This is a genomic window from Paraburkholderia phytofirmans, assembly GCF_046028095.1.
Taxonomy (GTDB): Bacteria; Pseudomonadota; Gammaproteobacteria; order Burkholderiales; family Burkholderiaceae; genus Paraburkholderia; species Paraburkholderia phytofirmans_A.
Genome location: NZ_JAQQDJ010000007.1, coordinates 167,563 through 193,404, shown reverse-complemented (window position 1 = coordinate 193,404; position 25,842 = coordinate 167,563). Strand labels below are relative to the sequence as shown.

The following is a 25,842-nucleotide window of genomic DNA, read 5'->3' as shown; positions in this document are numbered from 1 at the left end:
TTCTGGCCATTATGCCGCGCTCCTGATTTCACCGTTGCCGAACAGATTGCTGAAGCAGCGGCCGCACAGCGTGGGGTGTTCGGCGTTCGCGCCGACGTCCGCGCGGTAGTGCCAGCAGCGTTCGCACTTCAGATACTTCGAGGCGATGACTTCGACGCCTTCTTCCGCTTCGCCGTCGACCTTCACGACCGTTGCCGCCGACGTGATCAGCACGAACTTCAGGTCGTCGCCGAGGCTCGTGAGCGCGTCGTAGCGTGCGCCGCTCGCGCGGATTTCCACTTCGGCCTGCAACGACGAGCCGATCAGGTTCGCGACGCGCGCTTCTTCCAGCGCCTTGGTCACGTCGCTGCGTGCGGCGCGCAGGAGCGTCCATTTGTCGAGCAGCTCACCGGCTTCCGGCACGGCCGGGAACGCGTGATACGTCTCGGTGAAGATCGTTTCGCTATTCGGCTGGAAGATCTTCCACGCTTCTTCGGCGGTGAACGACAGGAACGGCGCCATCAGACGCAGCAGACCGTGCGCGATGTGATACAGCGCGGTCTGCGCCGAACGGCGCGCGACGGAGTCCGCGGACGTCGTGTACAGACGGTCCTTCAGCACGTCCAGATAGAAGCCGCCGAGGTCTTCCGAGCAGAACGTCTGCAGCTTGGCGACCACCGGGTGGAATTCGTACTTGTCGTAGTGCGAGAGGATGTCGTTTTGCAGATTCGCCGACAGCGCCACCGCATAGCGATCGATCTCGAGCCAGTCTTCGACCGGACGCGCGTTCTTCTCGAAGTCGAAGTCCGACAGATTCGCGAGCAGGAAGCGCAGCGTGTTGCGGATACGGCGATAGCCTTCCGTCACACGCTTCAGGATCTCTTCCGAGATCGCCAGTTCGCCCGAGTAATCCGTCGACGCGATCCACAGGCGGATGATTTCCGCGCCGAGGCGGTTCGCCACTTCATGCGGGTCGATACCGTTGCCGAGCGACTTGCTCATCTTGCGGCCTTCGCCGTCCACGGTGAAGCCGTGCGTGAGCAGTGCGTTGTACGGCGGACGGCCGTCGAGCATCGAGGCGGTCAGCAGCGACGAGTGGAACCAGCCGCGATGCTGGTCCGAGCCTTCCAGATACAGGTCGGCGGGGAATTGCAGTTCGTCCTTGTGCGAGCCGCGCAGCACGTGCCAATGCGTGGTGCCCGAATCGAACCAGACGTCGAGCGTGTCGCGGTTCTTTTCGTACATGTTGGCGTCGTCGCCGAGCAACTCGCGCGGGTCGAGCGTTTGCCATGCTTCGATACCGGCCTTTTCAACACGTTGCGCGACTTCTTCGAGCAACTCCAGCGTACGCGGATGCAGTTCGCCGGTTTCCTTGTGCACGAAGAACGCCATCGGCACGCCCCATTGGCGTTGGCGCGACAGCGTCCAGTCCGGGCGGTTGGCGATCATGCTGAACAGGCGCTGCTTGCCCCACGCCGGATAGAAGGCGGTGTTCTCGATGCCTTCGAGCGCCGTCTCGCGCAGCGTCTTGTCGGTATCGTTCGGTTTCACGTCCATGCCCGCGAACCATTGCGACGTCGCGCGGTAGATGATCGGCGTCTTGTGGCGCCAGCAGTGCATGTAGCTGTGCGTGTACTTCTCGGTGCGCATCAGCGAGCCGGCGCCTTGCAGCGCTTCGACGATCTGCGGGTTGGCCGCCCAGATCGACAGGTCGCCGAACAGCGCGAGCGATTCGATATAGCGGCCGTCGCCCATCACCGGATTGATGATGTCGGAATCCGCCATGCCGTGCGCCTTGCACGACACGAAGTCTTCCACGCCGTACGCCGGCGACGAGTGGACGATGCCCGTGCCCGTTTCGGTCGTCACGTAGTCGCCGAGATAGACCGGCGCCGTGCGCTTGTAGCCCGGATGCGCGGACGCGAGCGGGTGGTTGAAGCGCAGGTTGACGAGCTTCGCGCCCGGCGTGGTGGCGATGACCGTGCCTTCCAGGCCGTACAGCTTAAGGCAGGCTTCGACACGTTCTTCAGCGAGGATCAGCAGGCCGCGCGGCGTGTCGACCAGCGCGTAGACGATTTCCGGATGCAGGTTCAGCGCCTGGTTGGCGGGGATGGTCCACGGCGTGGTGGTCCAGATCACGATGCCGCCTTCTTCACGCGGAAGTTTTGCGAGGCCGAACGCTTGCGCCGTCTTTTCCGGCTCGGCGAAGCTGAACAGCACGTCGATGGTCGGATCGGTCTTGTCCTTGTATTCGACTTCCGCTTCGGCGAGTGCCGAGCCGCAGTCGAAGCACCAGTTCACCGGCTTCAGGCCGCGGAACACGTAGCCTTTCTCCATGATCTTCGCGAGCGCGCGGATTTCGCCGGCTTCGTTCGTGAAGTTCATGGTCTTGTACGGATTGTCCCAGTCGCCGAGCACGCCCAGCCGGCGGAAACCCACCTTCTGCTTCTCGATCTGCTCGGTCGCGTAGGCGCGGGCCTTCTGCATGACTTCAGCGGCGGGCAGCGACTTGCCGAACTGCTTTTCGATCTGGATCTCGATCGGCATGCCGTGGCAATCCCAGCCCGGCACGTAGACCGCGTCGAAGCCCGCCAGATTGCGCGCCTTGACGATCATGTCCTTCAGAATCTTGTTCACCGCGTGGCCGAGGTGGATGTCGCCGTTCGCATACGGCGGGCCGTCGTGCAGGATGAACTTCTTGCGGCCCTTGGAGGCGGCGCGGATCGTCTCGTAGACCTTGCGCTCCTGCCATTCCTTGACCCATTGCGGCTCGCGCTTGGGCAGGTCGCCGCGCATCGGGAACGGCGTGTCGAGCAGGTTGACCGGGTAGCGTGACTGCGGTTTCGAATCGGCTTTCTTATTGCTCATGATGAGGTCGCGGTGAATTCTGTCTATGCGCGGTAGCGCGCGGAATGCGCACGATGCGCGAGGGCGTTGGGCGCGCCCGGCAGGCATGTCGCGTGATCCACGGACGCCCTTCGATGCGCGCGGCGAGGGTCCACACACGCGGCGTTCAGCACGCTTGCATGGACCACGGCGGCTATCTAATTCGATCAGTGGCCGAGGTGGCGAAGCCCGTGGAACGGCTGCCCGGCGTGCCGGCGCCGACTGCCGCGAACCACGCGCGGGCGTTGGCGACGTCGCGCGCGATGGCGGCGGTCAGCGTTTCGAGGTCGACGTACTTTTCCTCGTCGCGCAGCTTCTTCAGGAATTCGACGCGCACGAGTTTGCCATACGCGTCGCCGTGCCAGTCGAGCAGGTGAACTTCGAGCAGCACGCGGCCGGAGTCGTCTACCGTGGGACGCAGGCCGAGGCTCGCGACGCCCGGCAGCGGTTCCTCCGCCACGCCGTGCACGCGCACCACGAAAATGCCCGCGAGCGCCGGACGCTTGTGGGCAATCGCCAGATTGAGCGTGGGGAAGCCGAGATCGCGGCCGAGCTTCATGCCGTGCACGACATGGCCGCTGATCAGATAGTCGCGGCCCAGCGCGGCGCGCGCCGAGTCGAGGTCGCCCGCCACCAGCGCGGCGCGCACGCCCGAGCTGGAAATGCGCGCGCCCGACGGATCGGCCACCGTGGCCATCTGCTCGACTTCGAAACCGTACTGCTGACCCGCCGCCTTGAGCGACGCGAAGTCGCCGGCGCGCTTCGCGCCATAGCGGAAGTCGTCGCCGATCATGACCCAGCGCGCGTGCAGTCCGTTGACGATGATCCGTTCGACGAATGTGTCCGGCGACTGGCTTGCGAACGTGTGATTGAAGTGCTCGACCACCACCCGGTCGACGCCGTTGGTGCGCAGCGCCTCGAGCTTGTCGCGCAGCATGGCGATGCGCGGCGGCGCGCCCGCCGGATTGAAGAACTCGCGCGGGTGCGGCTCGAAGGTCATCACGCAGACGGGCAGGCCGCGCGCATCGGCAGCCGCGCGCACATGGGCGAGCAAAGCCTGATGGCCGCGGTGGACACCGTCGAAGTTGCCGATGGTCAGTGCGCAGGGCGCACGGCTTTCAGCATTGGGAAGACCGCGGAAGACTCTCACGATAGAGGGTTTGAGATGGAGCGGGCGGGGTGCCGCAAAACAAACGATTATAAACGTTCAGCGCAGTGGACGGCGGCGCGTCGCGGTTTCGGTGTCCCCGAATGATAAAATCCGCGGATGAAAAAACTCGTCATCCTGATTTCCGGACGGGGAAGCAACATGGAAGCCATCGTTCGAGCGTGCTCGAACGAGGCCTGGCCGGCGCAAGTCGCCGCCGTGATTGCCAACCGTCCCGACGCCGCGGGCCTTGCGTTCGCGGCGTCGCACGGCATTGCCACGGCGGTGGTCGACCACCGCCAGTTTCCCGACCGCGACAGCTTCGACGCCGCGCTCGCCAAAGAAATCGATAGTTTTGCGCCCGACCTGGTGGTGCTCGCTGGATTCATGCGGGTGCTGACAGCCGGTTTCGTCGATCATTACGCCGGACGCATGCTGAACGTGCACCCGTCGCTTCTGCCAAGCTTTCCGGGCCTGAAAACCCATCAGCAGGCGCTCGACGCGGGCGTGCGGCTGCACGGCGCGTCCGTGCATTTTGTCACGTCGCAGCTTGATCACGGGCCGATCGTCGCGCAAGCGGCGGTGCCCGTCGAAACAGGCGACACCCCCGCCATGCTCGCCGAACGCGTGCTGGCAACCGAACACATCATTTATCCACGCGCGGTGCGCTGGTTCGTCGAAGGGCGCCTTGCTCTCGATGGCCTGCGTGTCACGCTTACGCCGCCGGAGCCGCAATGGCTCTTTGCCGGTCACACCGCCGGAGAGGGCGCATGAGATTGCATGGTTTTCTGATTGGACAAACCGAGACTTTGCTGGCTGAAGTCCTAAAACTCACCGGCCCGGCCGATGCCACCACTAGCCGTTTCTTCCGCGCGCATCCGAAGCTCGGGCACGGCGAGCGCGGTGTGATCGCCGAGGCCGTTTTCGCGGTGCTGCGTCGCCGGATGGAATTCGCCCATCTGGCCGAAGGCGGCGCCGGCAGCCCGGCGCGCCGCATGGCGTTGCTCGGCTTGATGCAGACGGCGGGGCGTAATGCGCTCAAGCCGTTCGTGTCGGAACAGGAGTTGAGCTGGCTCGAACACGTGTCGAAGATCGACCCGGAAAGCTTGCCGTTGCGGATTCGCCTGAATCTGCCTGACTGGATCTATCAGGCGCTGTCCAAGCGTTTCGAACCCGCTGAACTTGCGCAACTGGCCGCGGCGCTGAATTACCCGGCGCCGCTGGATCTGCGCGCGAACCCGATCAAGGCGAGCCGCGACGACGTGCTGAACGCGCTGTCGAAGGCCGGTATCGAGGGCGGCGCGACACCGTTCGCGCCGTTCGGCGTACGTGTGGTCGGCAAGCCGCCGCTCACCAAGCTCGACGCGTTCCAGCACGGCTGGGTCGAAGTGCAGGACGAAGGCAGCCAGCTACTGTGCTCGCTGGTCGCGCCCAAACGCGGCGAGATGATCGTCGACTTCTGCGCGGGCGCGGGCGGCAAGACGCTGGCGCTGGGCGCCGCAATGCGCTCCACCGGCCGGCTCTACGCCTTCGACATCTCCGAGCGCCGTCTCGCCAAGCTGAAGCCGCGGCTTGCACGCAGCGGTTTGTCGAACGTGAACCCGGTGCTGATCGACAGTGAACACGACGCCAAGATCAAGCGGCTGGCCGGCAAGATCGACCGCGTGCTGGTCGACGCGCCGTGCAGCGGCTTGGGCACGCTGCGCCGTAATCCGGATCTGAAGTGGCGCCAGTCGCCGGAATCGGTCGCCGAGCTGGCGCCGAAGCAGGCGTCGATTCTGGCCAGCGCGGCGCGTCTGGTGAAGAAGGGCGGCCGTCTCGTCTACGCCACCTGCTCGATTCTGGAGGCGGAAAACGAAGCGGTGGTGCAGCAATTCCTCGCCGACCATCCGGATTTCGCTCTGGTGCCTGCGCGCGACGTGCTGGCCGAGCAGCGCATCGATCTGGAAATGGGCGATTACCTGTCGCTGTGGCCGCACCGCCACGCAACCGACGGCTTCTTTGCCGCCGTTCTGGAACGCCAGAGCTAAGCGCAACAGGCTTTTGCCGGCGCGCGCAGGTTTGATTCGTGAATCTGTCCGTGCGCCGGCAATCGGCGACATCATGCAAAACCGTCTCTTCCCTCATATGTTCAGCGACCTCGCGCGCGACTTCGGCCAGCCCGTGATGCTGTGGCAGGTCGGCGTGCTGGTCGCGACGCTCGCCATCGCGTGGCTGCTCGCGCGCGTGTTGCGCCGCGCGCTGGATCTGCGCCGCCAGACGCGTTATCAGACGCTGCGCTTCGGCGCGGAAAGCCTGAATCGCGCGTTCTTTCCGCTGATCGGCGCGGTCCTTGTGTGGCTTGCGCGGTCGATCACCGGCCAGTTCATGCACACGGCGCTGCTCGACCTGGCTTTGGTGCCGCTCTTCGGCATCGGCTTGATTTACATCGTGTTTTTCCTCGCGCGAAGAGTTTTCAGCCACAACGGCGAGACCCATCCGCTGCTTTTCCTCGTCGAGAAAATCGTCTCGCTGGTGGTCTGGGTCGGCATGGTGCTCACGGTGATGGGCATTCAGGACGACGTGATCACCTGGATGGCGGGCGTGCATTTCAGCGTCGCCAACGCGCATTTGACGTTGCTCTCGCTTATTTCGGGTCTGCTGTGGGTGTGCGTGACGATGATCGTCGCGATGTGGCTGGGCTCCACCTTCGAAGACCGCCTGATGCGCTCGAAGACGCTCGACGCCAACCTGAAGGTCGTGGTGGCGCGGGTCGGCCGGGCGGCGTTCGTACTGGCGGCGGTGCTGATCAGCCTGTCGCTGGTCGGCATCGACATTACCGTGCTGGGCGTTTTCGGCGGCGCATTGGGCGTCGGCCTCGGCTTCGGCCTGCAGAAGATCGCGAGCAACTATGTGTCGGGCTTCATCATCCTGATCGACCGCTCGCTGCGTATCGGCGACACGATCAGCGTGGGCGGCCTGCAGGGCATGGTCACGCAGATTCGTACGCGGTACACGGTGGTACGCGGGCTGGACGGCATCGAAACGCTGATTCCCAACGAAAAACTGATTACGGACGTGGTGCAGAACCAGTCGTCTTATCTGACGCGCGGCCACGCGAAGGCGGCCGTCCAGATCGCCTATACGTCCGATGTCGAGCAGGCGATGACGTTGCTCGCCGAAGCCGCCCAGGGCGTGCCGCGGGTGCTGCAGGAGCCGGCGCCGACGGCTTATCTGGCGGGTTTCGGCGCGGACGGCATCAACCTCGAACTGGGCTTCTGGATCGAGGACGCGGCCACCGGCACTTCGGGTGTGCGCTCGGCTGTCAACCGCAATATCTGGCGCCTTTTCTCCGAACACGACATCACGATTCCGTTCGCGCAACGCGAAGTGCGAATCGTCGGCAACATCGGCGACGCAATGCCGCAACCGGTAACAATGACCGCTGCGGCAGTCGATCCGTCCGACAGCGCCCGCTGACGGGCACTTTGAGCGCGCCAACCGGTCTCAAATAGACCTTCGGCGCGTTCCTACTGTTGATCCCGCACAAAAAATCCCTATTTGTTACAAACACTTGGAACGCTTCAAGTAGAATGACGTCCAATCCCGCTGTATGCTTTCACTTTCTTGACACGCGCATTTTGTGTGTGTCTCGTGTCTCTCGTTCCACAGGTAAATTGCCTTGTTGAATTCTTTGCTCGACTTCCTTGCCCACGGTCTGCTGCACTTCTCGTGGTGGCAACTTGTGCTGTACACGGCGATCGCGACGCACATCACGATCATCGGCGTGACGGTCTATCTGCATCGCTGCCAGGCGCACCGTGCGCTGGAGCTGCATCCGGTCGTCAGTCATTTTTTCCGTTTCTGGCTGTGGATGACCACGGGCATGTTGACCGGCCAGTGGGCCGCGATTCACCGTAAGCACCACGCCAAGTGCGAGACCGAAGAAGATCCGCACAGCCCGCAAACGCGTGGCATCTGGAAGGTGCTGCTTGAAGGCGCGGAGCTGTATCGCGTCGAAGCGAAAAACGAAGAAACCATGCGCAAGTTCAGTCACGGCACGCCGAACGACTGGATGGAACGCAACGTCTACACCAAGTATCCGATCCTCGGCGTGAGCCTGATGATGGTACTGAACGTCGCGTTGTTCGGCGTCGTCGGTCTGACCATCTGGGCCGTGCAAATGGTGTGGATCCCCTTCTGGGCCGCCGGCGTGGTCAACGGCCTGGCGCACTTCTGGGGCTATCGCAACTTCAATTCGTCGGATGCGAGCACCAACATCTTCCCGTGGGGAATCATCATCGGCGGTGAAGAGCTGCATAACAATCACCACACGTATGCAACGTCGGCCAAGCTGTCGAACAAGTGGTACGAGTTCGATATCGGCTGGATGTACATCCGGATCATGTCGGCATTCCGTCTGGCCAAGGTAAAGAAGGTGGCGCCCACGCCGCGTCTAACCACCGGCAAGCTGGTGCTCGATCAGGACACGCTGCAAGCCGTGCTGGCCAACCGCTACGAAGTGATGGCGCGTTACGGCAAAGCGCTCAAGCGCGCCTATCGTCAGGAACTGGCGCATTTGAAGGAAGTCGGCGCGCGCGAGAAGTATCAGGTCATGCGTGGTGCGCGTAGCTGGTTCCACAAGGAAGAAGCGGGTCTCGACGAGCCGCAGAAACGCCAGCTGCCGCAAATCTTCGCAAACAGCCAGAAGCTCAAGACTTACATCGACATGCGCAATGAGCTCGCTGCCATGTGGGAGCGCTCGAATGCATCGCGCGACCAGTTGCTGATCCAGTTGCAGGATTGGTGTCATCGCGCTGAGCAGAGCGGTATTAAAGCGCTGCAAGAGTTTGCGATGCGACTGCGTCGTTATGCCTGACAGCGAAATCCATTAAAATCTCTGTACGTCACAAAACCCCGCGTTGGCGGGGTTTTGCTTTTTGGGCCGCGGAAACTGCAACGACATCCGATTGACAGTCCGCGGCGGCAGAGCGAAGGCAGAGGAGATCATGGATCAGCAGGCGATCAGGACCGTCGAATACGACCGGCCACAGGCGCAGGGCACGACCTGCGGCATCGGGCAGGCGTGGGCGAAGGTGCCCGACATGCCGTCGGCGGAAGAGAAGGTGGCGCTGAAGGCACGTATCCGCGCATTGCTCGAACGCGAGAAAGCGGTGCTTGTCGCGCACTATTATGTCGATGCGGAATTGCAGGAGCTGGCCGACGAGACCGGCGGCTGCGTGGCCGACTCGCTGGAAATGGCACGCTTCGGGCGCGATCACGCGGCGCAAACGCTAGTCGTCGCGGGCGTGCGCTTCATGGGCGAGACGGCGAAAATTCTCAGTCCGGACAAGCGCATTCTGATGCCGGATCTCGATGCGACCTGTTCGCTCGATCTCGGCTGCCCAGTCGATGAATTCTCGGCTTTCTGCGACGCGCACCCGGACCGCACGGTGGTCGTGTACGCAAACACGAGTGCGGCGGTGAAGGCGCGCGCGGACTGGATGGTGACGTCGTCGATCGGCCTGGAGATCGTTGCCGATCTGCACGCGCGTGGCGAAAAGATCATCTGGGCGCCGGACCGGCACCTTGGCAGCTATATCCAGAACAAGACCGGCGCGGACATGCTGCTGTGGCAAGGTTCGTGTCTGGTGCACGACGAGTTCAAGGGTATCGAACTCGATCTGTTGCGCGCCGAATATCCGGGCGCGAAAGTGTTGGTGCATCCGGAGTCGCCGGCTAATGTGGTCGCACAAGCGGACGTGGTGGGCTCGACCACGCAATTGATCGACGCGGCGCAAAAACTCGACGCGACGCATTTCATCGTGGCGACCGATCTCGGCATTCTGCACAAGATGCAACTCGCGGCGCCCGGCAAAACCTTGATAGCCGCGCCGACGGCCGGCAACAGCGCGACTTGCAAGAGTTGCGCGCATTGCCCGTGGATGGCGATGAACGGCCTCGCGAATCTGGCCGATGTGCTCGAGCGCGGCCACAACGAAATTTTCGTCGATCGTGCAATCGGCGAGCGTGCGCGTTTGCCGATCGACCGGATGCTGGACTTCGCGGCGCGCCACAAGAAGCGCGTGCAGGCAAGCGGCGATCTGGCGCGTGACACGCAACTCTATTCGAACGTGGGGGCGGCTTAATGGGCGCGGTAGAAGGCAACAAGCTCGAAGCGGTGTCGCCGCTGTTCGCAGAGATTTACGCCCAATACGGCACGGCTTTCGACGCCGCGCTGACGCGCAACGTAACCGATGCACTGGCCGAAGACGTCGGCGCAGGCGACCAGACAGGCCGCCTCGTTCCCGCGGACGATGTGCGCGATGCACGCATCATCGTGCGCGAAGATGCGGTGTTGTGCGGCGTGCCGTGGTTCGAAGCGGTCATGCGCCAGGTCGATCCGCGTATTGAAATCCAGTGGCGTTATCGCGAAGGCGAGCGGATGACGGCCGACACAACGGTCTGTGAAATGCGCGGCCCTGTTCGCGCGTTGTTGACCGCGGAACGCAACGCGCTGAACTTTCTGCAATTGCTGTCGGGCGTGGCGAGCGCGACGCGCCGTTATGTCGATGCGGTCGCGCATACGCGAACGCGCATTCTCGACACGCGCAAGACCTTGCCGGGCTTGCGGCTTGCGCAGAAGTACGCGGTGCGCGTGGGCGGCGGGGCGAACCAACGGCTCGCGCTGTACGACGGCATTCTCATCAAGGAAAACCACATTGCCGCGGCCGGCGGTGTGGGCGCGGCAATGGACGCGGCGCTGGCGCTGAATGCGGGCGTGTCGATCCAGATCGAAGTCGAGACGCTCGAGCAGTTGGAAACGGCGCTGGCTCATCGCGCGCAATCCATTTTGCTGGACAATTTCTCGTTCGATGCCATGCGCGATGCGGTGCGCATCACAGCGGGGCGAGCGGTGCTGGAGGTGTCGGGCGGTGTGAACTTCGACACGGTGCGTACGATTGCGGAAACCGGCGTCGATCGTGTGTCGATAGGTGCGCTGACGAAGGACGTGCGCGCAACGGATTACTCGATGCGAATCGTCTAACGCTCAAGCTCGCATTCAGTCACGTCCAATCGGACAAAAGGCCATCGCCGGATCATTTCGGCGATGGCCTTTTCGCTTCAGCTTGTCTCGATCACACGTTGCGGTTGCGCACATGCTCCGGCGAGAGCACGGTCGGCAACGCCTTGGGCAAGGTCGCCGGCCAGTCGCGGCTGAAGTGCAGGCCGCGGCTCTCGCGCCGCGAACGCGCGCCTTCGACGATCAACGACGCCACGTCGACCAGATTGCGCAATTCGAGCAGGTCGCGGCTCACCTTGAAGTTCGCGTAGTACTCGTGGATCTCGTCGCGCAGCAGGGCGAGCCGGTGCTTCGCTCGCGCGAGCCGCTTGTCGGTCCGTACGATACCGACGTAATTCCACATCAGGCGGCGCAGTTCGTCCCAGTTGTGCGCGACCACTACTTCTTCGTCGGGATCGGACACGCGGCTTTCGTCCCAGTCCGGCAGCGGGGCGTGGACGGCGGCGCTAAACCCTTCTTCTTCGATGGCCTTGGCCGCGGAGCGTCCAATCACCAGGCACTCGAGCAACGAATTGCTGGCCAACCGGTTCGCGCCATGCAGGCCCGTGCATGACGTCTCGCCGACCGCATAAAGGCCTGCGAGATCCGTGCGGCCTGCCAGATCGGTGACGACGCCACCGCACGTGTAGTGCGCGGCCGGCACGACCGGAATCCCTTCTTTGGTGATGTCGATGCCGAATTCCTGGCAGCGCGCCAGAATTGTCGGGAAGTGTTCGCGCAGGAATTCAGGCGGTTGATGGCTGATGTCGAGATACACACAGTCGATGCCGCGCTTCTTGATTTCGAAGTCGATCGCCCGCGCGACGATGTCGCGCGGCGCGAGTTCGGCGCGTTCGTCGTGATTCGGCATGAAGCGCGTGCCGTCCGGCAGTTTGAGAATGCCGCCTTCGCCGCGCACTGCTTCCGAGATCAGAAATGACTTCGCATACGGATGGAACAGACAGGTCGGATGGAACTGGATGAACTCCATATTCGACACGCGGCAACCGGCACGCCACGCCATCGCGATGCCGTCACCCGTCGCGGTGTCGGGATTCGTCGTGTAGAGATAGACCTTGCCGGCGCCGCCGGTGGCGAGCACGGTGTGCGGCGCCTCGATTGTGACTGTGCGCCCGCTTTGCAGATCTAGCGCGTACAGGCCGTGACAACGTCGACCCGGCAAGCCGAGGCGGTCGGACGTGATCAAGTCGATGGCGTAGTGATCTTCGAGCAGCGTGATGTTCGGGTGACGGCGCACTCGCTCGCTGAGCGTGGCCACCACGGCATGGCCCGTTGCATCTGCCGCGTGAATGATCCGGCGATGACTGTGGCCGCCTTCGCGTGTGAGGTGGAAGCCAAGCTCGGCGGCGTCGTCTTTGGTGAACGGTACGCCTTGCGCAATCAACCATTCGATCGCTGCACGCCCATGTTCGACGATGAAGCGTGTGGCCGCTTCGTCGCAAAGACCGCCGCCGGCGATCAGCGTATCGCGTACGTGATTTTCGATGCTGTCTGCCGAATCCAGAACTGCTGCGATGCCGCCTTGCGCCCAGTCGCTTGCGCCTTCGGTCATGGATCGCTTGGCAACCACCGCCACACGCCGTGTCTCCGCCAGATTGAGCGCGACGCTTAGCCCAGCCAGGCCGCTACCGACAATCGCCACATCGAATTCCATTGCCTACATCTCCGTCTTTTCGTTTTGCGGTGACGGCGTGCCATTCGCTCGCCGCTAAAACGAGAAAGGATACGCGCCGCAACGGATGAGGGAAAGCTGGCCGAACGACATAAGACTGTTCGCGTGGGCGAATAGGTAGAAACAGAAACCCTGGAGCAAAAACAAACACGCGCTGAAAACAAAAAAGCCTCGCACGAATGCGAGGCTTTTTTGCATGTCTTTTGCCTTCGTCAGGCTGGAGCCAAGATTTATTTAATCTTGGTTTCCTTGTACTCAACGTGCTTACGGACGACCGGATCAAACTTCTTGATCAGCATCTTTTCCGGCATGTTGCGTTTGTTCTTCGTCGTCGTGTAGAAGTGACCCGTGCCTGCGGTCGATTCCAACTTGATCTTGTCGCGTGCGCCTTTTGCCATGATTTACTCCTTAGGCTTCGCCGCGTGCGCGCAGATCTGCGAGCACGGAGTCGATACCGTTCTTGTCAATCAAGCGCAGACCGGCGTTCGAAATGCGCAGACGCACGAAACGGTTTTCGCTTTCCACCCAGATACGGCGGCTTTGCAGGTTCGGCAGGAACCGGCGCTTGGTTTTGTTGTTCGCGTGGGAAACGTTGTTGCCGCTCATCGGCGCTTTCCCAGTTACTTGGCATACGCGTGCCATGAGAGCACTCCTAATACGCTAATTCTGAGTTCGAACGCCGTGAAAGTTTCCCGAAAAGACTCGCGCTGAGCTTGTGACAACTCTAGACACGTTTCCTTTCCGGAACGCCTTGGTGGCTTCGGAACAGGGGGTTGGAAATAGGCAAACCGGAATTATAGCGGAAAAAAAGCCGCAAAATCAAACCTTATTTGCGATGCCGGACCCGGCGCAATGTCTGCGCGGCTCTGGTTCCTGCCGTCTCACGGCCAGCCGGCGCGGGCAAACGAGTAAACGCTGTCGACGCCGACCACCAGATGATCGACCAGTTGCACGTCGATCAGATGCAGGGCATCGCGCAACGTATGCGTCAAACGGCAGTCGCTTGCGCTCGGCTGGACCGCGCCGGAAGGGTGATTATGCGCGACGATCAGGCTGGCGGCATTCAGGCTCAGTGCGCGCCGCACGATTTCACGCGGATACACGGCCATGCGCGTGAGCGTGCCTTGCGCGCTTTCCTCGCAGTGTATCAGTCGATGTCGCGCGTCAAGGAAGAGCGATACAAAAACCTCCAGTGGGCGCCCGCCGATCCGCAAACGCAGGTAATTTTCCACGGCTTCGGGTGAATTTAACAGCGAGCGTGAGCGCAGCTTGTCGACTAACGAACGTCGCGCCATTTCCATGATGGCGAGCAGTTGCGCTTTTTTCGCCGGGCCGATGCCGCGCAGGCCGTCGAAATCCGTTTAGGTCGCGTCGAGCATGGCGCGCAGCGAGCCGAAACGGTCCAGCAACTCGCGCGCGACGCTGAAGACGTCGTGACCGGGCAGGCCAGACCCGAGTATCAGCACGATCATCTCGGTGTCCGACAGCACGCCGGGCCCTTGCCTCAGCAACCGCTCGCGCGGCATATCGTCTTTAAGCCATTTGCCGCGCAGAAGCGGCGAGGGCGCAGGTGCGCCGCAAGCCGTCGCATTGGGCTGCGACGACTCGGTGGTGGCCGCCTCGAGGGCTGCCTCGTCGAACAGGGTGGCGTCATCTGCCATATATAGAGTGTCCTCCGCTTCGGGTTTGGGGCGCCACGACGCAAGCCGCTGCCCGCCATGTGGCTTACAATAGACGCTTTGCGCACGGCACCCCGACGGTTTGCCACACGCGTCGACCGCGCCAGCGGCGCACGCGTGCAGCGCGCTTCGACTGAGCGAGCATTGCATGAGCATCATCGACATTTCCGAAGTGAAACCCGGTTCCCATGTGACGCTTCACTACCGGCTTTCCCTTGCCGATGGCGCCGAAGTCATCAATACGTTTAACGACAAGCCGGCCACGCTGCTGCTCGGCGCCGGCCAACTGGCGCCGCCGCTGGAAGATATTCTGCTAGGTTTGAAGGTGGGCCACCACTCGACCTTTCAGCTAACGCCGGGCCAGGCGTTCGGTCCCCGCAATCCGGAATTGATCCAGCGCGTGTCGCTGGCCACGCTGCGGGAAAACAGCATGATCGGCGAGGATTTTTCGCCGGGCGACCTGGTCGAATTCAACGCGCCGGGTGGCGGCCGTTACGCCGGCGTCCTCAAAGAAGTCGGCGAAACCTCGGCTCTGTTCGATTTCAACCACCCGCTTGCTGGCCAGGCGCTGGCATTTGAAGTGAAAATCATCGGGATTCTGTAAACATGAGCACCACGGATACGACTCTTGCTGAAACCGAGATCCTGCTGGCGCAGCCGCGCGGGTTCTGCGCCGGCGTCGACCGGGCGATCGAGATCGTCGAGCGGGCTATCAAGCTGCACGGCTCGCCGATCTACGTGCGTCACGAGATTGTCCATAACGCATATGTCGTCGAGGATCTGCGCAAGAAAGGCGCGATCTTCATCGAGCGGCTGGAAGAAGTGCCGCCCGGCAATACGGTCATTTTCAGCGCGCACGGTGTGTCGAAGGCTGTGCGTTCGGAAGCCGAGTCGCGCGGGCTGCGCGTGTACGACGCAACGTGTCCGCTCGTGACCAAAGTGCATATCGAAGTCGCGAAGATGCGTCAGGACGGCTTCGACATCGTGATGATCGGCCACAAAGGCCATCCTGAAGTCGAAGGCACGATGGGGCAGGCGGGCGAGGGCATGCATCTGGTGGAAGACATCGAAGACGTGCAGGCCTTGCAGCTGGCCGACCCCGAGCGGATTGCCTTCGTTACGCAAACCACGCTATCGGTCGACGACGCCGCCGAGATCATCGGCGCGTTGAAGGCCAAATACCCGTCCATCCGCGAGCCGAAGAAGCAGGATATCTGCTACGCCACGCAAAACCGCCAGGACGCAGTGAAGTTCATGGCGCCGCAGTGCGATGTCGTGATCGTAGTCGGCAGCCCGAATAGTTCGAACTCCAACCGGCTGCGCGAACTGGCCGAAAAGCTCGGCGTGCCGGCCTATATGGTGGACTCGCCCGATCAGATCGATCCGGTCTGGGTCGAAGGCAAACGCCGCATCGGCGTGACGGCTGGCGCCTCGGCGCCGGAAGTGCTGGCGCAGGCGGTGATCGCCCGGCTGCGTGAGCTCGGCGTGCGCAACGTGCGCGCGCTGGACGGCATCGAGGAAAACATCGCGTTTCCGCTGCCGCGCGGGCTGGGTCTGCCGGCCTGACAATCCGCCAACTGCTGAAAGAAAAGCGCGCCCTAGGGCGCGCTTTTTTTATCTCCAGACTTCAACAGGCGTGCCGATAATAAAGTGCCAGATCATAAGAAAGTGCCGGTTTTGGTGTCCGCTCGCACAAATTTCTTTGAAATGCGATCTGGTTTTTTATAGATTTATAAGTGATGCGTCCCCGTTTTATATGACCTAACTCGGCTGCGCGTTTTTTTGACGCACTAAGATAGTGCGTGCGTCTCGATATTGATGGAAACGTAATACCTAAGGCGAACCACGCTGTAACCGGGTGTCGGGGGAATCCGCTGCAACACTTGATGCCATTGGGTGCAACGCTGGTGCAACTGATGCACGGAAAACAATCGCAACCGGGTTGCGCCTTTTGGGGGATTTCGCTCTCAAAATAAGGTTGCAATGCAGGAAAACCCTGCCGGTTCAACAATATTGCCCGTCGCAAAATTGGAGTTACAATGCGCGCGTTCTCAAGGCCTTAGGGCCCCGAACAATAGTTTCTGGAAGGCGCAGGAGACCTACTTAATGCGAGTCAAATTTGCTTACGCCGTGTCCATCGCGGCCGCGGTTGCGATGTTGACCGCGTGCGGCAAGAAACAGGATGGCGAGGCGGGAGCGGGTGCGTCGGCGGCTACGGTTGCAGCGGCACCGGCGAGCGAAGCGACTGTCGTGAAAATCGGCCATGCGGCCCCATTGACCGGGCCCATTGCGCATCTCGGTAAAGACAATGAAAACGGCGCGCGTTTAGCGGTCGATGAAATCAACACCCAGGGTTTGACTATCGACGGCCACAAGATCCAGTTGGAGCTCGACGCGCAAGACGACGCCGCGGACCCGAAAACGGGCACGGCGGTCGCTGAAAAATTCGTCGACGACCATGTCGTCGCCGTGGTCGGCCACTTGAATTCGGGCGTCTCGATTCCGGCGTCCAAGATATATAGCGATGCCGGCATCCTGGAAATCTCGCCGTCGTCGACGAACCCGGGGTACACGCAGCAAGGTTTCAAGACGACTTATCGCGTGGTCGCGACCGATGCCCAGCAGGGGCCGGCGCTTGCCAACTACGCAACGAAAGTGCTCAACGCGAAACGCATCGCGATCGTCGATGACTCGAGCGTCTACGGCAAGGGCCTGGCGGACGAGTTTGCGAAGACGGTACAGGCGAGCGGGGCAAAGATCGTTGCGCGCGAAACCACGAATGACAGGGCTACGGAGTTTCAGGCCGTCCTTAGGAAGATCAAGCGTGTTCAGCCGGACGTGATCATGTTCGGCGGCATGGACGCAACGGGCGGGCCGTTCACCAAACAGGCGGCGGCGCTCGGTATCAGGGCAAAAATCCTTGGCGGCGACGGTGTGTGTACCGACAAGGTGGGTGAGCTGGCGGGAACCGCCGTGCAAAACCTGGTCTGTTCGGAGGCAGGACTCGCGCTTTCGAAAATGGACAAGGGAGCGGACTTCGAAAAGAAGTACGTGGACCGCTTCCACACACCGGTGCAGATTTACGCGCCGTTCACGTATGACGCTGTGTACGTGATTGTCGATGCAATGAAGCGCGCTAATTCGATCGAGGCGCCCAAGGTGCTGGCTGCGATGCCGTCGACTGATTACAACGGGGTAATCGGTCACATTGCGTTCGACGACAAGGGTGATTTGAAAGAGGGCGCCATTACGCTTTACGACTTCAAGGACGGCAAAAAAGCAGTTCTCGACGTCGTGAAGATGTGATGACGGGACGTTCAGCCTGACGGCACCGAAACCACCCAACGGTGCCGTTTTTGCATCCGCTCAAGGCGAGTCCGCGACTGTTATCCAGTCGCCAAGGCGAACCGGCAGCGGATAACCCTTACCGGTCTTTTACATCAGTACCCGCAGTGCCGTTGAGATTGGCGTACCGCATCACCGCCCACCGGCTGATGAAGAACGCGAATCCAGTCGCACGGGCTAAGGAGCATTAAATGGATATTTTCATCCAGCAGGTCCTCAACGGGCTGGTGCTTGGCAGCGTTTACGCCATCATCGCACTGGGCTATACGATGGTTTACGGCATCTTGGGCATCATCAACTTCGCTCACGGCGATGTGTTGATGGTGGGCGCGATGGTTGCGCTCTCAGCCATAGGCGTGCTTCAGAACCACTTCCCCGGCCTCGGCAATGTGCCGACGCTCGTCATCGCGCTGATCATTGCGGCCATTGTGTGCGCGGCGGTCGGCTACACGATCGAGCGCGTGGCCTACCGGCCGTTGCGCAAAGCACCGCGTCTCGCCCCGCTGATCACCGCGATCGGCGTGTCGATCCTGCTGCAGACGCTGGCCATGATGATCTGGTCGCGCAACCCGCTGCCGTTCCCGCAGCTGCTGCCTACCGATCCGCTGAACGTGATCAAGGCCACCGACACGACGCCTGGCGCCGTGATCTCGATGACTGAAATCGTGATCATCGTGGTGGCGTTCCTCGTGATGGGCGGCCTGCTGCTGCTGGTCCACAAGACCAAGCTCGGCCGCGCGATGCGAGCCATCGCGGAAAACCCGGGCAATGCCTCGCTGATGGGCGTGAACCCGAACTTCGTGATCTCGGCCACCTTCATGATCGGCTCGGCGCTCGCCGCTCTGGCCGGCGTGATGATCGCGTCGGAATACGGCAACGCGCACTTCTACATGGGCTTCATCCCCGGCCTGAAGGCCTTTACCGCGGCGGTGCTGGGCGGGATCGGCAATCTCGGCGGCGCGATGGTGGGCGGCGTGATTCTCGGCCTGATCGAACAGTTGGGCGCCGGCTATATCGGCAACCTCACTGGCGGTGTGTTCGGCAGTAACTATCAGGACGTGTTCGCTTTCATCGTGCTGATCATCGTGCTGGTGTTCCGTCCGTCGGGCCTGCTTGGCGAACGTGTTGCGGATCGCGCCTGATCCCGGGAGAAAACAGATATGACCTCAATTCAACCGATCGAGCCGTCCACAACGCTCATCCCTGAAAGAAACCTGACGAAGACGCTGACCGTCGGCATCATCACCGCGATCTTCGTGATCGCCGCGCCGATGATCATCGGCAGCGCAGGCGGCAACTACTGGGTCCGCGTGCTCGACTTCGCGATGCTGTACGTGATGCTCGCGCTCGGCCTCAATGTGGTGGTCGGCTTCGCCGGCCTGCTGGACTTGGGCTACATCGCGTTCTACGCGGTCGGCGCCTACACGGCCGCGTTACTGAGCTCGCCGCACCTGGCGTCGCAGTTCGAGTGGATCGCGCATCTCGCGCCGAATGGCCTGCACGTGCCGTTCCTGATCATCGTGCCCTGCGCGATGGCCGTCGCCGCGTTCTTCGGCGTGATTCTCGGCGCACCGACGCTGCGTCTGCGCGGCGACTACCTCGCCATCGTGACGTTGGGCTTCGGGGAAATCGTCCGGATCTTCCTGAACAACCTCGACCGTCCGGTGAACATCACCAATGGCCCGAAGGGGATCACGGGGATCGACCCGGTGCACGTCGGCGACTTCAGCCTCGCGCAAACGCACTCGCTGTTCGGCTTCCAGTTCCCGTCGGTGTACTCGTACTACTACCTGTTCGTGCTGGCCGCGCTGCTGGTGATCTGGGTGTGTACGCGCCTGCAGCACTCGCGTATCGGCCGTGCATGGGCCGCGATCCGCGAAGACGAAATCGCCGCCAAGGCGATGGGCATCAACACCCGTAACGTGAAGCTGCTGGCGTTTGCGATGGGCGCGTCGTTCGGCGGCCTGTCGGGCGCGATGTTCGGCTCGTTCCAGGGCTTCGTGTCGCCGGAATCGTTCACGCTGCCGGAGTCGATCGTGGTGCTGGCGTGCGTGGTGCTGGGTGGCATGGGCCATATTCCGGGCGTGATTCTCGGCGCGGTGCTGCTCGCGGTGCTGCCGGAATTCCTGCGCTCGACGATGGGTCCGCTGCAGAACATGGTGTTCGGCCACGAAATCGTCGATACGGAAGTGATCCGTCAGTTGGTCTACGCACTCGCGATGGTGCTGATCATGCTGTACCGCTCGGAAGGCTTGTGGCCGTCGCCGAAGCACGAAGACAAGATCGCGAAACTGTCGAAGCGTAGCGGCAAGAAGCCGGTACGGGCCTAACGGACACGAGGTGAATAACTATGAGCGATAACATTCGACTGTCCGTGAAGGGCGTGAACAAACGCTTCGGCGGTTTGCAGGCGCTGTCCGACGTCGGGCTGGAGATCAAGGAAGGCACGATCTACGGTCTGATCGGCCCGAACGGCGCCGGCAAGACGACGTTCTTCAACGTGATCACGGGGTTGTACACGCCCGATTCGGGCGACTTCAAGCTCGACGGCGTGAACTATACGCCGACCGCGGTGTATCAGGTGGCGAAGGCCGGCATTGCGCGCACGTTCCAGAACATCCGTCTGTTCGGCGGCATGACCGCGCTGGAAAACGTGATGGTCGGGCGCCACGTGCGTACGAAACACGGCCTGATCGGCGCGGTGTTCCAGACGCCGGCCGAGCGCAAGGAAGAGCGCGAGATCAAGGAGCGCGCGATCGAACTGCTGGAATACGTCGGCATTGCGCAGTACGCGGACTACACGTCGCGCAACCTGTCGTACGGCCACCAGCGCCGTCTGGAAATTGCCCGCGCACTGGCAACCGATCCGAAGCTGCTCGCGCTGGACGAACCGGCGGCCGGCATGAACGCGACGGAAAAGGTCGAGTTGACCAAGCTGCTCGACAAGATCCGCGCGGACGGCAAGACGATCCTGCTGATCGAGCACGACGTGAAACTCGTGATGGGTTTGTGCAACCAGATGACGGTGCTCGACTACGGCAAGGTGATTGCGCAAGGTCTGCCGCAGGACGTGCAGAAGGATCCGAAGGTGATCGAAGCTTATCTGGGTGCGGGGGTCCACTAATGGCTACAGCAATGTTGAAAATCAAGGGCCTGCAGGTCAATTACGGCGGCATCCAGGCAGTCAAGGGGATCGATCTCGAGGTCGCGCAGGGCGAACTGGTCACGCTGATCGGCGCGAACGGCGCGGGCAAGACGACGACGATGAAGGCGATCACGGGTCTGAAGCCCTACACGATCGGCGACATCGAGTACATGGGCGAGTCGATCAAGGGCGTGCCGCCGCATCTGCTGCTCAAGCGCGGTCTCGCGATGGTGCCGGAAGGGCGCGGCATCTTCGCGCGCATGTCGATCGTCGAGAATATGCAGATGGGCGCTTATCTGCGTACGGATACGGACGGCATCAAGGCGGACGTCGATCGCATGTTCGGCTTCTTCCCGCGTCTGAAGGAACGTGCAGCGCAATACGCCGGTACGCTTTCGGGCGGCGAACAGCAGATGCTGGCGATGGCGCGCGCGATCATCTCGCGCCCCAAACTGTTGCTGCTGGACGAGCCGTCGATGGGTCTGTCGCCGATCATGGTCGAGAAGATTTTCGAAGTGGTGCGGGCGATTTCGGCTGAAGGGATGACCGTGCTGCTGGTCGAGCAGAACGCGCGTCTGGCGCTGCAAGCAGCGAACCGCGGCTACGTGATGGACTCGGGTCTGGTCACGATGTCGGGCGACGCGAAGCAGATGCTGGATGATCCGAAGGTGCGGGCAGCTTATCTGGGTGAATAAGCCTGATTAGTTTGCTCTGCGTATAAAAAAGGCCGCATGCGCGAAAACGCATGCGGCCTTTTTCTATCTGGCGCGACTCGGGATCAGGCGGCAGGCACCGCGTCCGCGAATTCACCCAGGCGCTTGCCGAGGCTGATCACCGCATCGGCGCGATAACCGAGCGCTTCGTAAAACGCACGGATGTCGGCCTTCGCGGACAACACCTGCAGATTCAGCTTCGGACAGCCGCGCTCCGTCAGTGCGTTTTCGACATGCGCCACGAGCCGCGTGCCGATCCCGTGACGACGCAGCGACTCATCCACCGCGAGCGAATACAGCCAGCCGCGGTGGCCGTCGTAGCCGCCCATCACCGTGCCGACGATCCGCTCGCAGAGCACAGCTACAAAGAACAGTTCCGGCTGCGTCGCCAGCTTGTTGGCGATCGACAGATGCGGATTGCGCTGCGGCCGCGTCACGTCCCGGTACTCGGGGAAGGCTTGCTGCCACAGTGCGACCACCGCATCGGTGTCGCTCGCTTCGAAGCGGCGGATCGATAGCGTTGCGCTCGTCGTCATACGCGCGGTCCTGTTCGGTTACAGCGTGTCGAGAATCGAACGCAGCATCGCCATCATCTGGTCGATTTCTTCGTTCGTCACGTTCAGCGCCGGCATGAAGCGCAGCAGGTTCGGGCGCGCCGCGTTCAGCAGCAGGCCGTCGGGCTGCATGTCGCGCGCCTTTTCGACGATCTGGTTGCCGATGTCCTTGCCGAGCAGCAGCGCGCGCAGCAGGCCTTCGCCGCGTTCGCCCTTGAAGCCGCGCTCTTCCGACAACTCCAGCAGCTTCGCGCGCAGATACTCGCCGCGCGCCCGCACGCCTTCGAGGAAGCCCGGCGCCGTGAGTTGCGAAATCACCGAGTAGCCGACCGCGGTCATCAGCGGATTGCCGTTGTAGGTGCCGCCCTGATCGCCCGCTTCGAACACGGCGATCTCTGCTTTCGCGAGTAGCGCCGCGAGCGGCACGCCGCCGCCGATGCCCTTGCCGAGCGTCATGATGTCCGGCTCGATGCCCGACAGTTCGTACGCGAACAGCGTGCCGGCACGGCCGCAGCCGCTTTGCACTTCATCGACGATCAGCAAAAGGTTGTGCTTCTTCGTCAGCTCGCGCAGCTGCTGCATGAACTCGCGGGTGGCGGGAATCACGCCGCCTTCGCCCTGAATCGGTTCGAGCATCACGGCAACGGTCTTCGCGTTGATGAGTTTTTCCACCGACGCGATGTCGTTCAGATCCGCCTTCGGGAAGCCCGGCACTTGCGGTGCATAGATCGTGTCCCAACCCGGCTTGCCGCTCGCCGACATGGTGGCGAGCGTGCGGCCGTGGAAGCTGTGATCGAACGTGATGATCTCGAACGCGCCGTCCTTGAATTTTTTGCCCCACTTGCGGGCGAGCTTGATCGCGCCTTCGTTAGCTTCTGCGCCGCTGTTCGCGAAGAACACCTTGTCGAAGCAGCTATGTTGCGTGAGCAGGCCGGCGAGTTGCGCCATCGGCTGGTTGTAGAAGGCCGGCGATGGGTTGATCAGCAGTTGCGCCTGCTTGTTCAGCGCTTCGATCATGCCGTCGTTGCAATGGCCGAGGCTGTTGACCGCCCAGCCCTGGATGAAGTCCAGATATCGCTTGCCGTTGTTGTCGTAGAGCCACGAGCCTTTGCCGTGCGTGAAAACGATTTCGGGCCGGTTCGTGATGTACATCAGCGACTCGATCGGATATTCATTGAAATTCATGACGGCAGGCTCCAGACAGCGGGGGTGAAGGGTGGATGAAGATTGGCCAACGACGAACCAGGGGCCGGAAAAACAGAAAAGCCACGGCATGCCGTGGCTTTCATGATTCGAACAGCTTGCGCCTTGGTGTGGCGCGAATCCGTGACGAAGCCAGCGGCGTCCCTAGGGGAGCGGCGAGCGGCGACGTCGAAGTTCGGATTGGATGCGGTTCATGCGCGAAAGAATACGACAAGGAAAGCGCTGGTGTAAACCATGAATTTGCGTTGGACGGATATTTTTGTCCGCGGCGCGAGTTCATGCGGCTTGCGGATTATGAGATGTCCGGCTGACTAAAATGTGACGGCGGCGCTCTGAATCGACTGTCCGACGGGCAGGGCGACTCGCAACGAACAACTGAGAACAGTCGCCGGAAATGCAAATGGGCGCTCATCTGAGCGCCCATTCTGAATCAGGAAGCCGGGGGTCCGCCCATCCGAAGATAGCTGCCGACGCTGATCCCGACTTATCGCCAACAATTCTAAAATCCAAGGAGGTTCCCGTCAATGGACCACCTCACAGACCAGGAAATTTCCGCAGTCGCAGCGCTGCTTTCCGGAGAACGTTTGAGTACTTTTCATGCGATGGCGGGCACGACTCGCGCGGCCGTTGCGCTCCATCAGCAGATGCTGCAACTCGCCGGGGCATTGATGAGCGTGACGGCGGTCGTCGAAATAGCGCTGCGCAATGCGGTGTGCGATCGGCTGAGCGATCACTTTGGCGTCGACGGCTGGTTGCGTCGTCCACCCGCGTCGTTCGTTTGGAAAGTTGAGGAGCGGAGCAAGATCGAAGCGGCGGTGCGCGGAGCGCAACGCGCAGCGTATGCCAAGCTAACAGCTTCTGACAAGCGCGCGCTCGACCAAACCGTGTTCCGTCGCGGCGTGCCAGCGGGCCTGGAACATGAGCATCGGGTCGACGCGCGGCAAAAAGCGATCGCTGTTCGAAGCGGTCAGGTGATTACCCAACTCACGATGTACTTCTGGAAGCGCCTTTTTTCCCGCGACTACGAACAGACACTGTGGAAACCGGCGCTAAAGCGCATTTTTCCGGAAAAGCGGATCGACAGGTCCGCGGTTGCCGTTCAGCTTGAGCGCATCTACCAGACCCGCAATCGCGTTGCACACCATGAACCTGTGTATGGTCACAGGCTGTTCGACACGCTGAGCGCGGTGGATTTTCTGGCTTCGAATCTGGGAGCGGCGGGCGGCGATGGCCGTACCCCGTTGCATAAAATGCTGGAGTCCGAACATGCCGCGCTCGAGAATCAGGCGCACGTGCTTCAGCGCAAAATCGAGATTTGCGTCGGTGCGAACCATCAATGCACGAAGCGCGGCCATTTGCATAGCCGCGCTTCCAGAAATGCGCATGGCGAGCATCGACGCCCCTGCGTCGATGCCGCTCCCATCAAACCGCGTTCGCCAGATCCGCTGCGCTCGTGAACGAATCCGCGTAGAACTCGTCTTCCGGCAAACCGTGATGCTGCGTGAAATCGCGCTGCGCCGACTCGACCATTACCGGCGCGCCGCACGCATACACCTGATACGCCGACAGATCCGGCAGATCCTCGATCACCGCGCGATGCACGAAACCGACGCGGCCTGTCCATGCGTCGCCCGCGTCCGGTTCCGAGAGCACCGGCACGAACTTGAAGTTCGGAATCTCGCGCGCCCATTGTTCGGCCAGCTCGAGGAGATACAGGTCCTTCTTGCGACGTGCGCCCCAGTAGAGCGTCATCGGCCGGTTCAGGTTCTTGAACAGCGCGTGCTCGACGATCGCCTTCAGCGGCGCGAAACCCGTACCCGACGCGAGCAGCACGATCGGCTTATCCGAATCTTCACGCAGGAAGAACGTGCCGAGCGGCGCTTCGAAGCGCAGAATGTCGCGCTCCTTCATGGTGTTGAACACGTGATCAGTGAACGCGCCGCCGGGCATGTGACGGATGTGCAATTCGATCGGACCTTCCGTGTGCGGCGCATTCGCCATCGAATAGCTGCGGCGCTTGCCGTCTTTCAGAATGAATTCGAGGTACTGGCCGGCGAGATATTGCAGACGCTCGTTGGCGGGCAATTGCAGCTTCAGCACGACGACATCGTCGGCCTTGCGCTCGATCGCGTTCACGCGGCACGGCAGCTTCTTGACCTGCACGTCGCCGACGCCCGCCACTTCGCGGATGTCCACTTCGAGATCGGTGCAAGCGGTCGCGCAGCAGAAGAGCGCCATGCCGCGCGTCTTTTCGTCGTTCGACAAAGCCGACGACGAATGCGGGCGCTGTTCGATTTCCCCGCTGACCACAGTGCCCTTGCACGAACCGCAGGCGCCATTCTTGCAGCCGTACGGCAGGCCGATGCCCTGGCGCAAGGCGGCGCTCAGCACCGGTTCGTCCTGTTCTACCTGAAACTGCCGGCCGCTTTGCCGGAGCGTGACGTTAAATGCCATAA

At 61.9% G+C, this 25,842-nt stretch carries 22 protein-coding genes and 1 pseudogene; 14 read left to right on the top strand and 9 right to left on the bottom strand.

Going from position 1 to position 25,842, the window contains the following annotated elements:
• Window positions 1-9: 9 nt before the first annotated feature.
• Together ileS and PQR54_RS20955 are read right to left on the bottom strand one after the other, a co-directional pair.
• Window positions 10-2,847, bottom strand: a complete 2,838-nt coding sequence (gene ileS, locus PQR54_RS20960; RefSeq protein WP_408248971.1) for an isoleucine--tRNA ligase — start codon at window positions 2,845-2,847, stop codon at window positions 10-12.
• A gap of 172 nt (window positions 2,848-3,019) precedes the next feature.
• Window positions 3,020-4,015, bottom strand: coding sequence for a bifunctional riboflavin kinase/FAD synthetase (locus PQR54_RS20955; protein WP_408248969.1), 996 nt, complete (start codon window positions 4,013-4,015; stop codon window positions 3,020-3,022).
• Between the two features lie 117 nt (window positions 4,016-4,132).
• On the opposite strand from PQR54_RS20955, the gene purN reads away from it, so the two are divergent.
• The 6 genes from purN (at window position 4,133) to nadC (ending at window position 11,039) form a co-directional block, all read left to right on the top strand.
• Window positions 4,133-4,786: a phosphoribosylglycinamide formyltransferase gene (purN, locus tag PQR54_RS20950; protein WP_408248967.1), complete on the top strand. Its 654-nt coding sequence runs from the start codon at window positions 4,133-4,135 to the stop codon at window positions 4,784-4,786.
• Window positions 4,783-6,042, top strand: a complete 1,260-nt coding sequence (locus PQR54_RS20945; RefSeq protein ID WP_408248965.1) for an RsmB/NOP family class I SAM-dependent RNA methyltransferase — start codon at window positions 4,783-4,785, stop codon at window positions 6,040-6,042. The genes purN and PQR54_RS20945 overlap by 4 nt, the downstream gene beginning before the upstream one ends.
• Window positions 6,043-6,115: 73 nt before the next feature.
• On the top strand, window positions 6,116-7,471 hold the full coding sequence (locus PQR54_RS20940) for a mechanosensitive ion channel family protein (RefSeq protein ID WP_408248963.1): 1,356 nt from the start codon (window positions 6,116-6,118) through the stop codon (window positions 7,469-7,471).
• Between the two features lie 202 nt (window positions 7,472-7,673).
• On the top strand, window positions 7,674-8,870 hold the full coding sequence (locus tag PQR54_RS20935; protein WP_012434118.1) for a DesA family fatty acid desaturase: 1,197 nt from the start codon (window positions 7,674-7,676) through the stop codon (window positions 8,868-8,870).
• Window positions 8,871-9,000: 130 nt separating this feature from the next.
• Window positions 9,001-10,140, top strand: coding sequence for a quinolinate synthase NadA (nadA, locus tag PQR54_RS20930; RefSeq protein ID WP_012434117.1), 1,140 nt, complete (start codon window positions 9,001-9,003; stop codon window positions 10,138-10,140).
• Window positions 10,140-11,039, top strand: coding sequence for a carboxylating nicotinate-nucleotide diphosphorylase (nadC, locus tag PQR54_RS20925; RefSeq protein ID WP_408248961.1), 900 nt, complete (start codon window positions 10,140-10,142; stop codon window positions 11,037-11,039). The genes nadA and nadC overlap by 1 nt, the downstream gene beginning before the upstream one ends.
• A gap of 91 nt (window positions 11,040-11,130) precedes the next feature.
• Here the strand turns inward: nadC and nadB are convergent, their stop codons facing one another.
• From nadB to radC, 4 genes and pseudogenes are all read right to left on the bottom strand, one after another.
• The gene (gene nadB, locus PQR54_RS20920) at window positions 11,131-12,729 is read right to left on the bottom strand and encodes an L-aspartate oxidase (protein ID WP_408248959.1); all 1,599 of its coding nucleotides are present in this window, start codon (window positions 12,727-12,729) and stop codon (window positions 11,131-11,133) included.
• A gap of 248 nt (window positions 12,730-12,977) precedes the next feature.
• Window positions 12,978-13,145 (bottom strand): 50S ribosomal protein L33, encoded by a 168-nt coding sequence (gene rpmG, locus PQR54_RS20915; protein WP_007180630.1) that lies wholly within the window; start codon window positions 13,143-13,145, stop codon window positions 12,978-12,980.
• Between the two features lie 10 nt (window positions 13,146-13,155).
• Window positions 13,156-13,389 carry a 50S ribosomal protein L28 gene (gene rpmB, locus PQR54_RS20910; RefSeq protein ID WP_012434114.1) on the bottom strand — a complete coding sequence of 78 codons (234 nt, stop codon included), beginning with the start codon at window positions 13,387-13,389 and terminating at the stop codon, window positions 13,156-13,158.
• 239 nt (window positions 13,390-13,628) lie between these two features.
• Window positions 13,629-14,408 (bottom strand): annotated as a pseudogene (radC, locus tag PQR54_RS20905) (RadC family protein).
• A gap of 166 nt (window positions 14,409-14,574) precedes the next feature.
• Here radC and PQR54_RS20900 point away from each other — a divergent pair.
• The 7 genes from PQR54_RS20900 to PQR54_RS20870 all read left to right on the top strand — a co-directional run bounded on the left by PQR54_RS20900 (window position 14,575) and on the right by PQR54_RS20870 (window position 21,611).
• The gene (locus PQR54_RS20900) at window positions 14,575-15,030 is read left to right on the top strand and encodes an FKBP-type peptidyl-prolyl cis-trans isomerase (protein WP_106283410.1); all 456 of its coding nucleotides are present in this window, start codon (window positions 14,575-14,577) and stop codon (window positions 15,028-15,030) included.
• A 2-nt stretch (window positions 15,031-15,032) separates the two neighbouring features.
• Complete coding sequence (gene ispH, locus PQR54_RS20895; RefSeq protein ID WP_168795008.1) at window positions 15,033-15,992, top strand: 4-hydroxy-3-methylbut-2-enyl diphosphate reductase; 960 nt, start codon at window positions 15,033-15,035, stop codon at window positions 15,990-15,992.
• A 540-nt stretch (window positions 15,993-16,532) separates the two neighbouring features.
• Window positions 16,533-17,732, top strand: a complete 1,200-nt coding sequence (locus PQR54_RS20890; RefSeq protein WP_408248956.1) for a branched-chain amino acid ABC transporter substrate-binding protein — start codon at window positions 16,533-16,535, stop codon at window positions 17,730-17,732.
• A 230-nt stretch (window positions 17,733-17,962) separates the two neighbouring features.
• Window positions 17,963-18,913, top strand: a complete 951-nt coding sequence (locus tag PQR54_RS20885) for a branched-chain amino acid ABC transporter permease (RefSeq protein ID WP_091799725.1) — start codon at window positions 17,963-17,965, stop codon at window positions 18,911-18,913.
• An 18-nt stretch (window positions 18,914-18,931) separates the two neighbouring features.
• Window positions 18,932-20,101 (top strand): ABC transporter permease subunit, encoded by a 1,170-nt coding sequence (locus PQR54_RS20880; protein ID WP_408248954.1) that lies wholly within the window; start codon window positions 18,932-18,934, stop codon window positions 20,099-20,101.
• 20 nt (window positions 20,102-20,121) lie between these two features.
• Entirely contained in the window at window positions 20,122-20,895 is a 774-nt protein-coding gene (locus PQR54_RS20875; protein ID WP_408248952.1) for an ABC transporter ATP-binding protein, read from the top strand.
• Window positions 20,895-21,611, top strand: coding sequence for an ABC transporter ATP-binding protein (locus PQR54_RS20870; protein WP_116139411.1), 717 nt, complete (start codon window positions 20,895-20,897; stop codon window positions 21,609-21,611). The genes PQR54_RS20875 and PQR54_RS20870 overlap by 1 nt, the downstream gene beginning before the upstream one ends.
• Window positions 21,612-21,694: 83 nt before the next feature.
• Here the strand turns inward: PQR54_RS20870 and PQR54_RS20865 are convergent, their stop codons facing one another.
• Together PQR54_RS20865 and PQR54_RS20860 are read right to left on the bottom strand one after the other, a co-directional pair.
• Window positions 21,695-22,165 carry a GNAT family acetyltransferase gene (locus PQR54_RS20865; RefSeq protein WP_408248950.1) on the bottom strand — a complete coding sequence of 157 codons (471 nt, stop codon included), beginning with the start codon at window positions 22,163-22,165 and terminating at the stop codon, window positions 21,695-21,697.
• Between the two features lie 18 nt (window positions 22,166-22,183).
• The gene (locus tag PQR54_RS20860) at window positions 22,184-23,368 is read right to left on the bottom strand and encodes an acetylornithine transaminase (protein ID WP_408248948.1); all 1,185 of its coding nucleotides are present in this window, start codon (window positions 23,366-23,368) and stop codon (window positions 22,184-22,186) included.
• A gap of 542 nt (window positions 23,369-23,910) precedes the next feature.
• Here PQR54_RS20860 and PQR54_RS20855 point away from each other — a divergent pair.
• Window positions 23,911-24,843: a hypothetical protein gene (locus PQR54_RS20855; RefSeq protein WP_408248946.1), complete on the top strand. Its 933-nt coding sequence runs from the start codon at window positions 23,911-23,913 to the stop codon at window positions 24,841-24,843.
• Here PQR54_RS20855 and PQR54_RS20850 read toward each other — a convergent pair.
• On the bottom strand, window positions 24,809-25,840 hold the full coding sequence (locus tag PQR54_RS20850; RefSeq protein ID WP_408248944.1) for a CDP-6-deoxy-delta-3,4-glucoseen reductase: 1,032 nt from the start codon (window positions 25,838-25,840) through the stop codon (window positions 24,809-24,811). The two genes, PQR54_RS20855 and PQR54_RS20850, sit on opposite strands and share 35 nt — an antisense overlap.
• Window positions 25,841-25,842 lie beyond the last annotated feature (2 nt).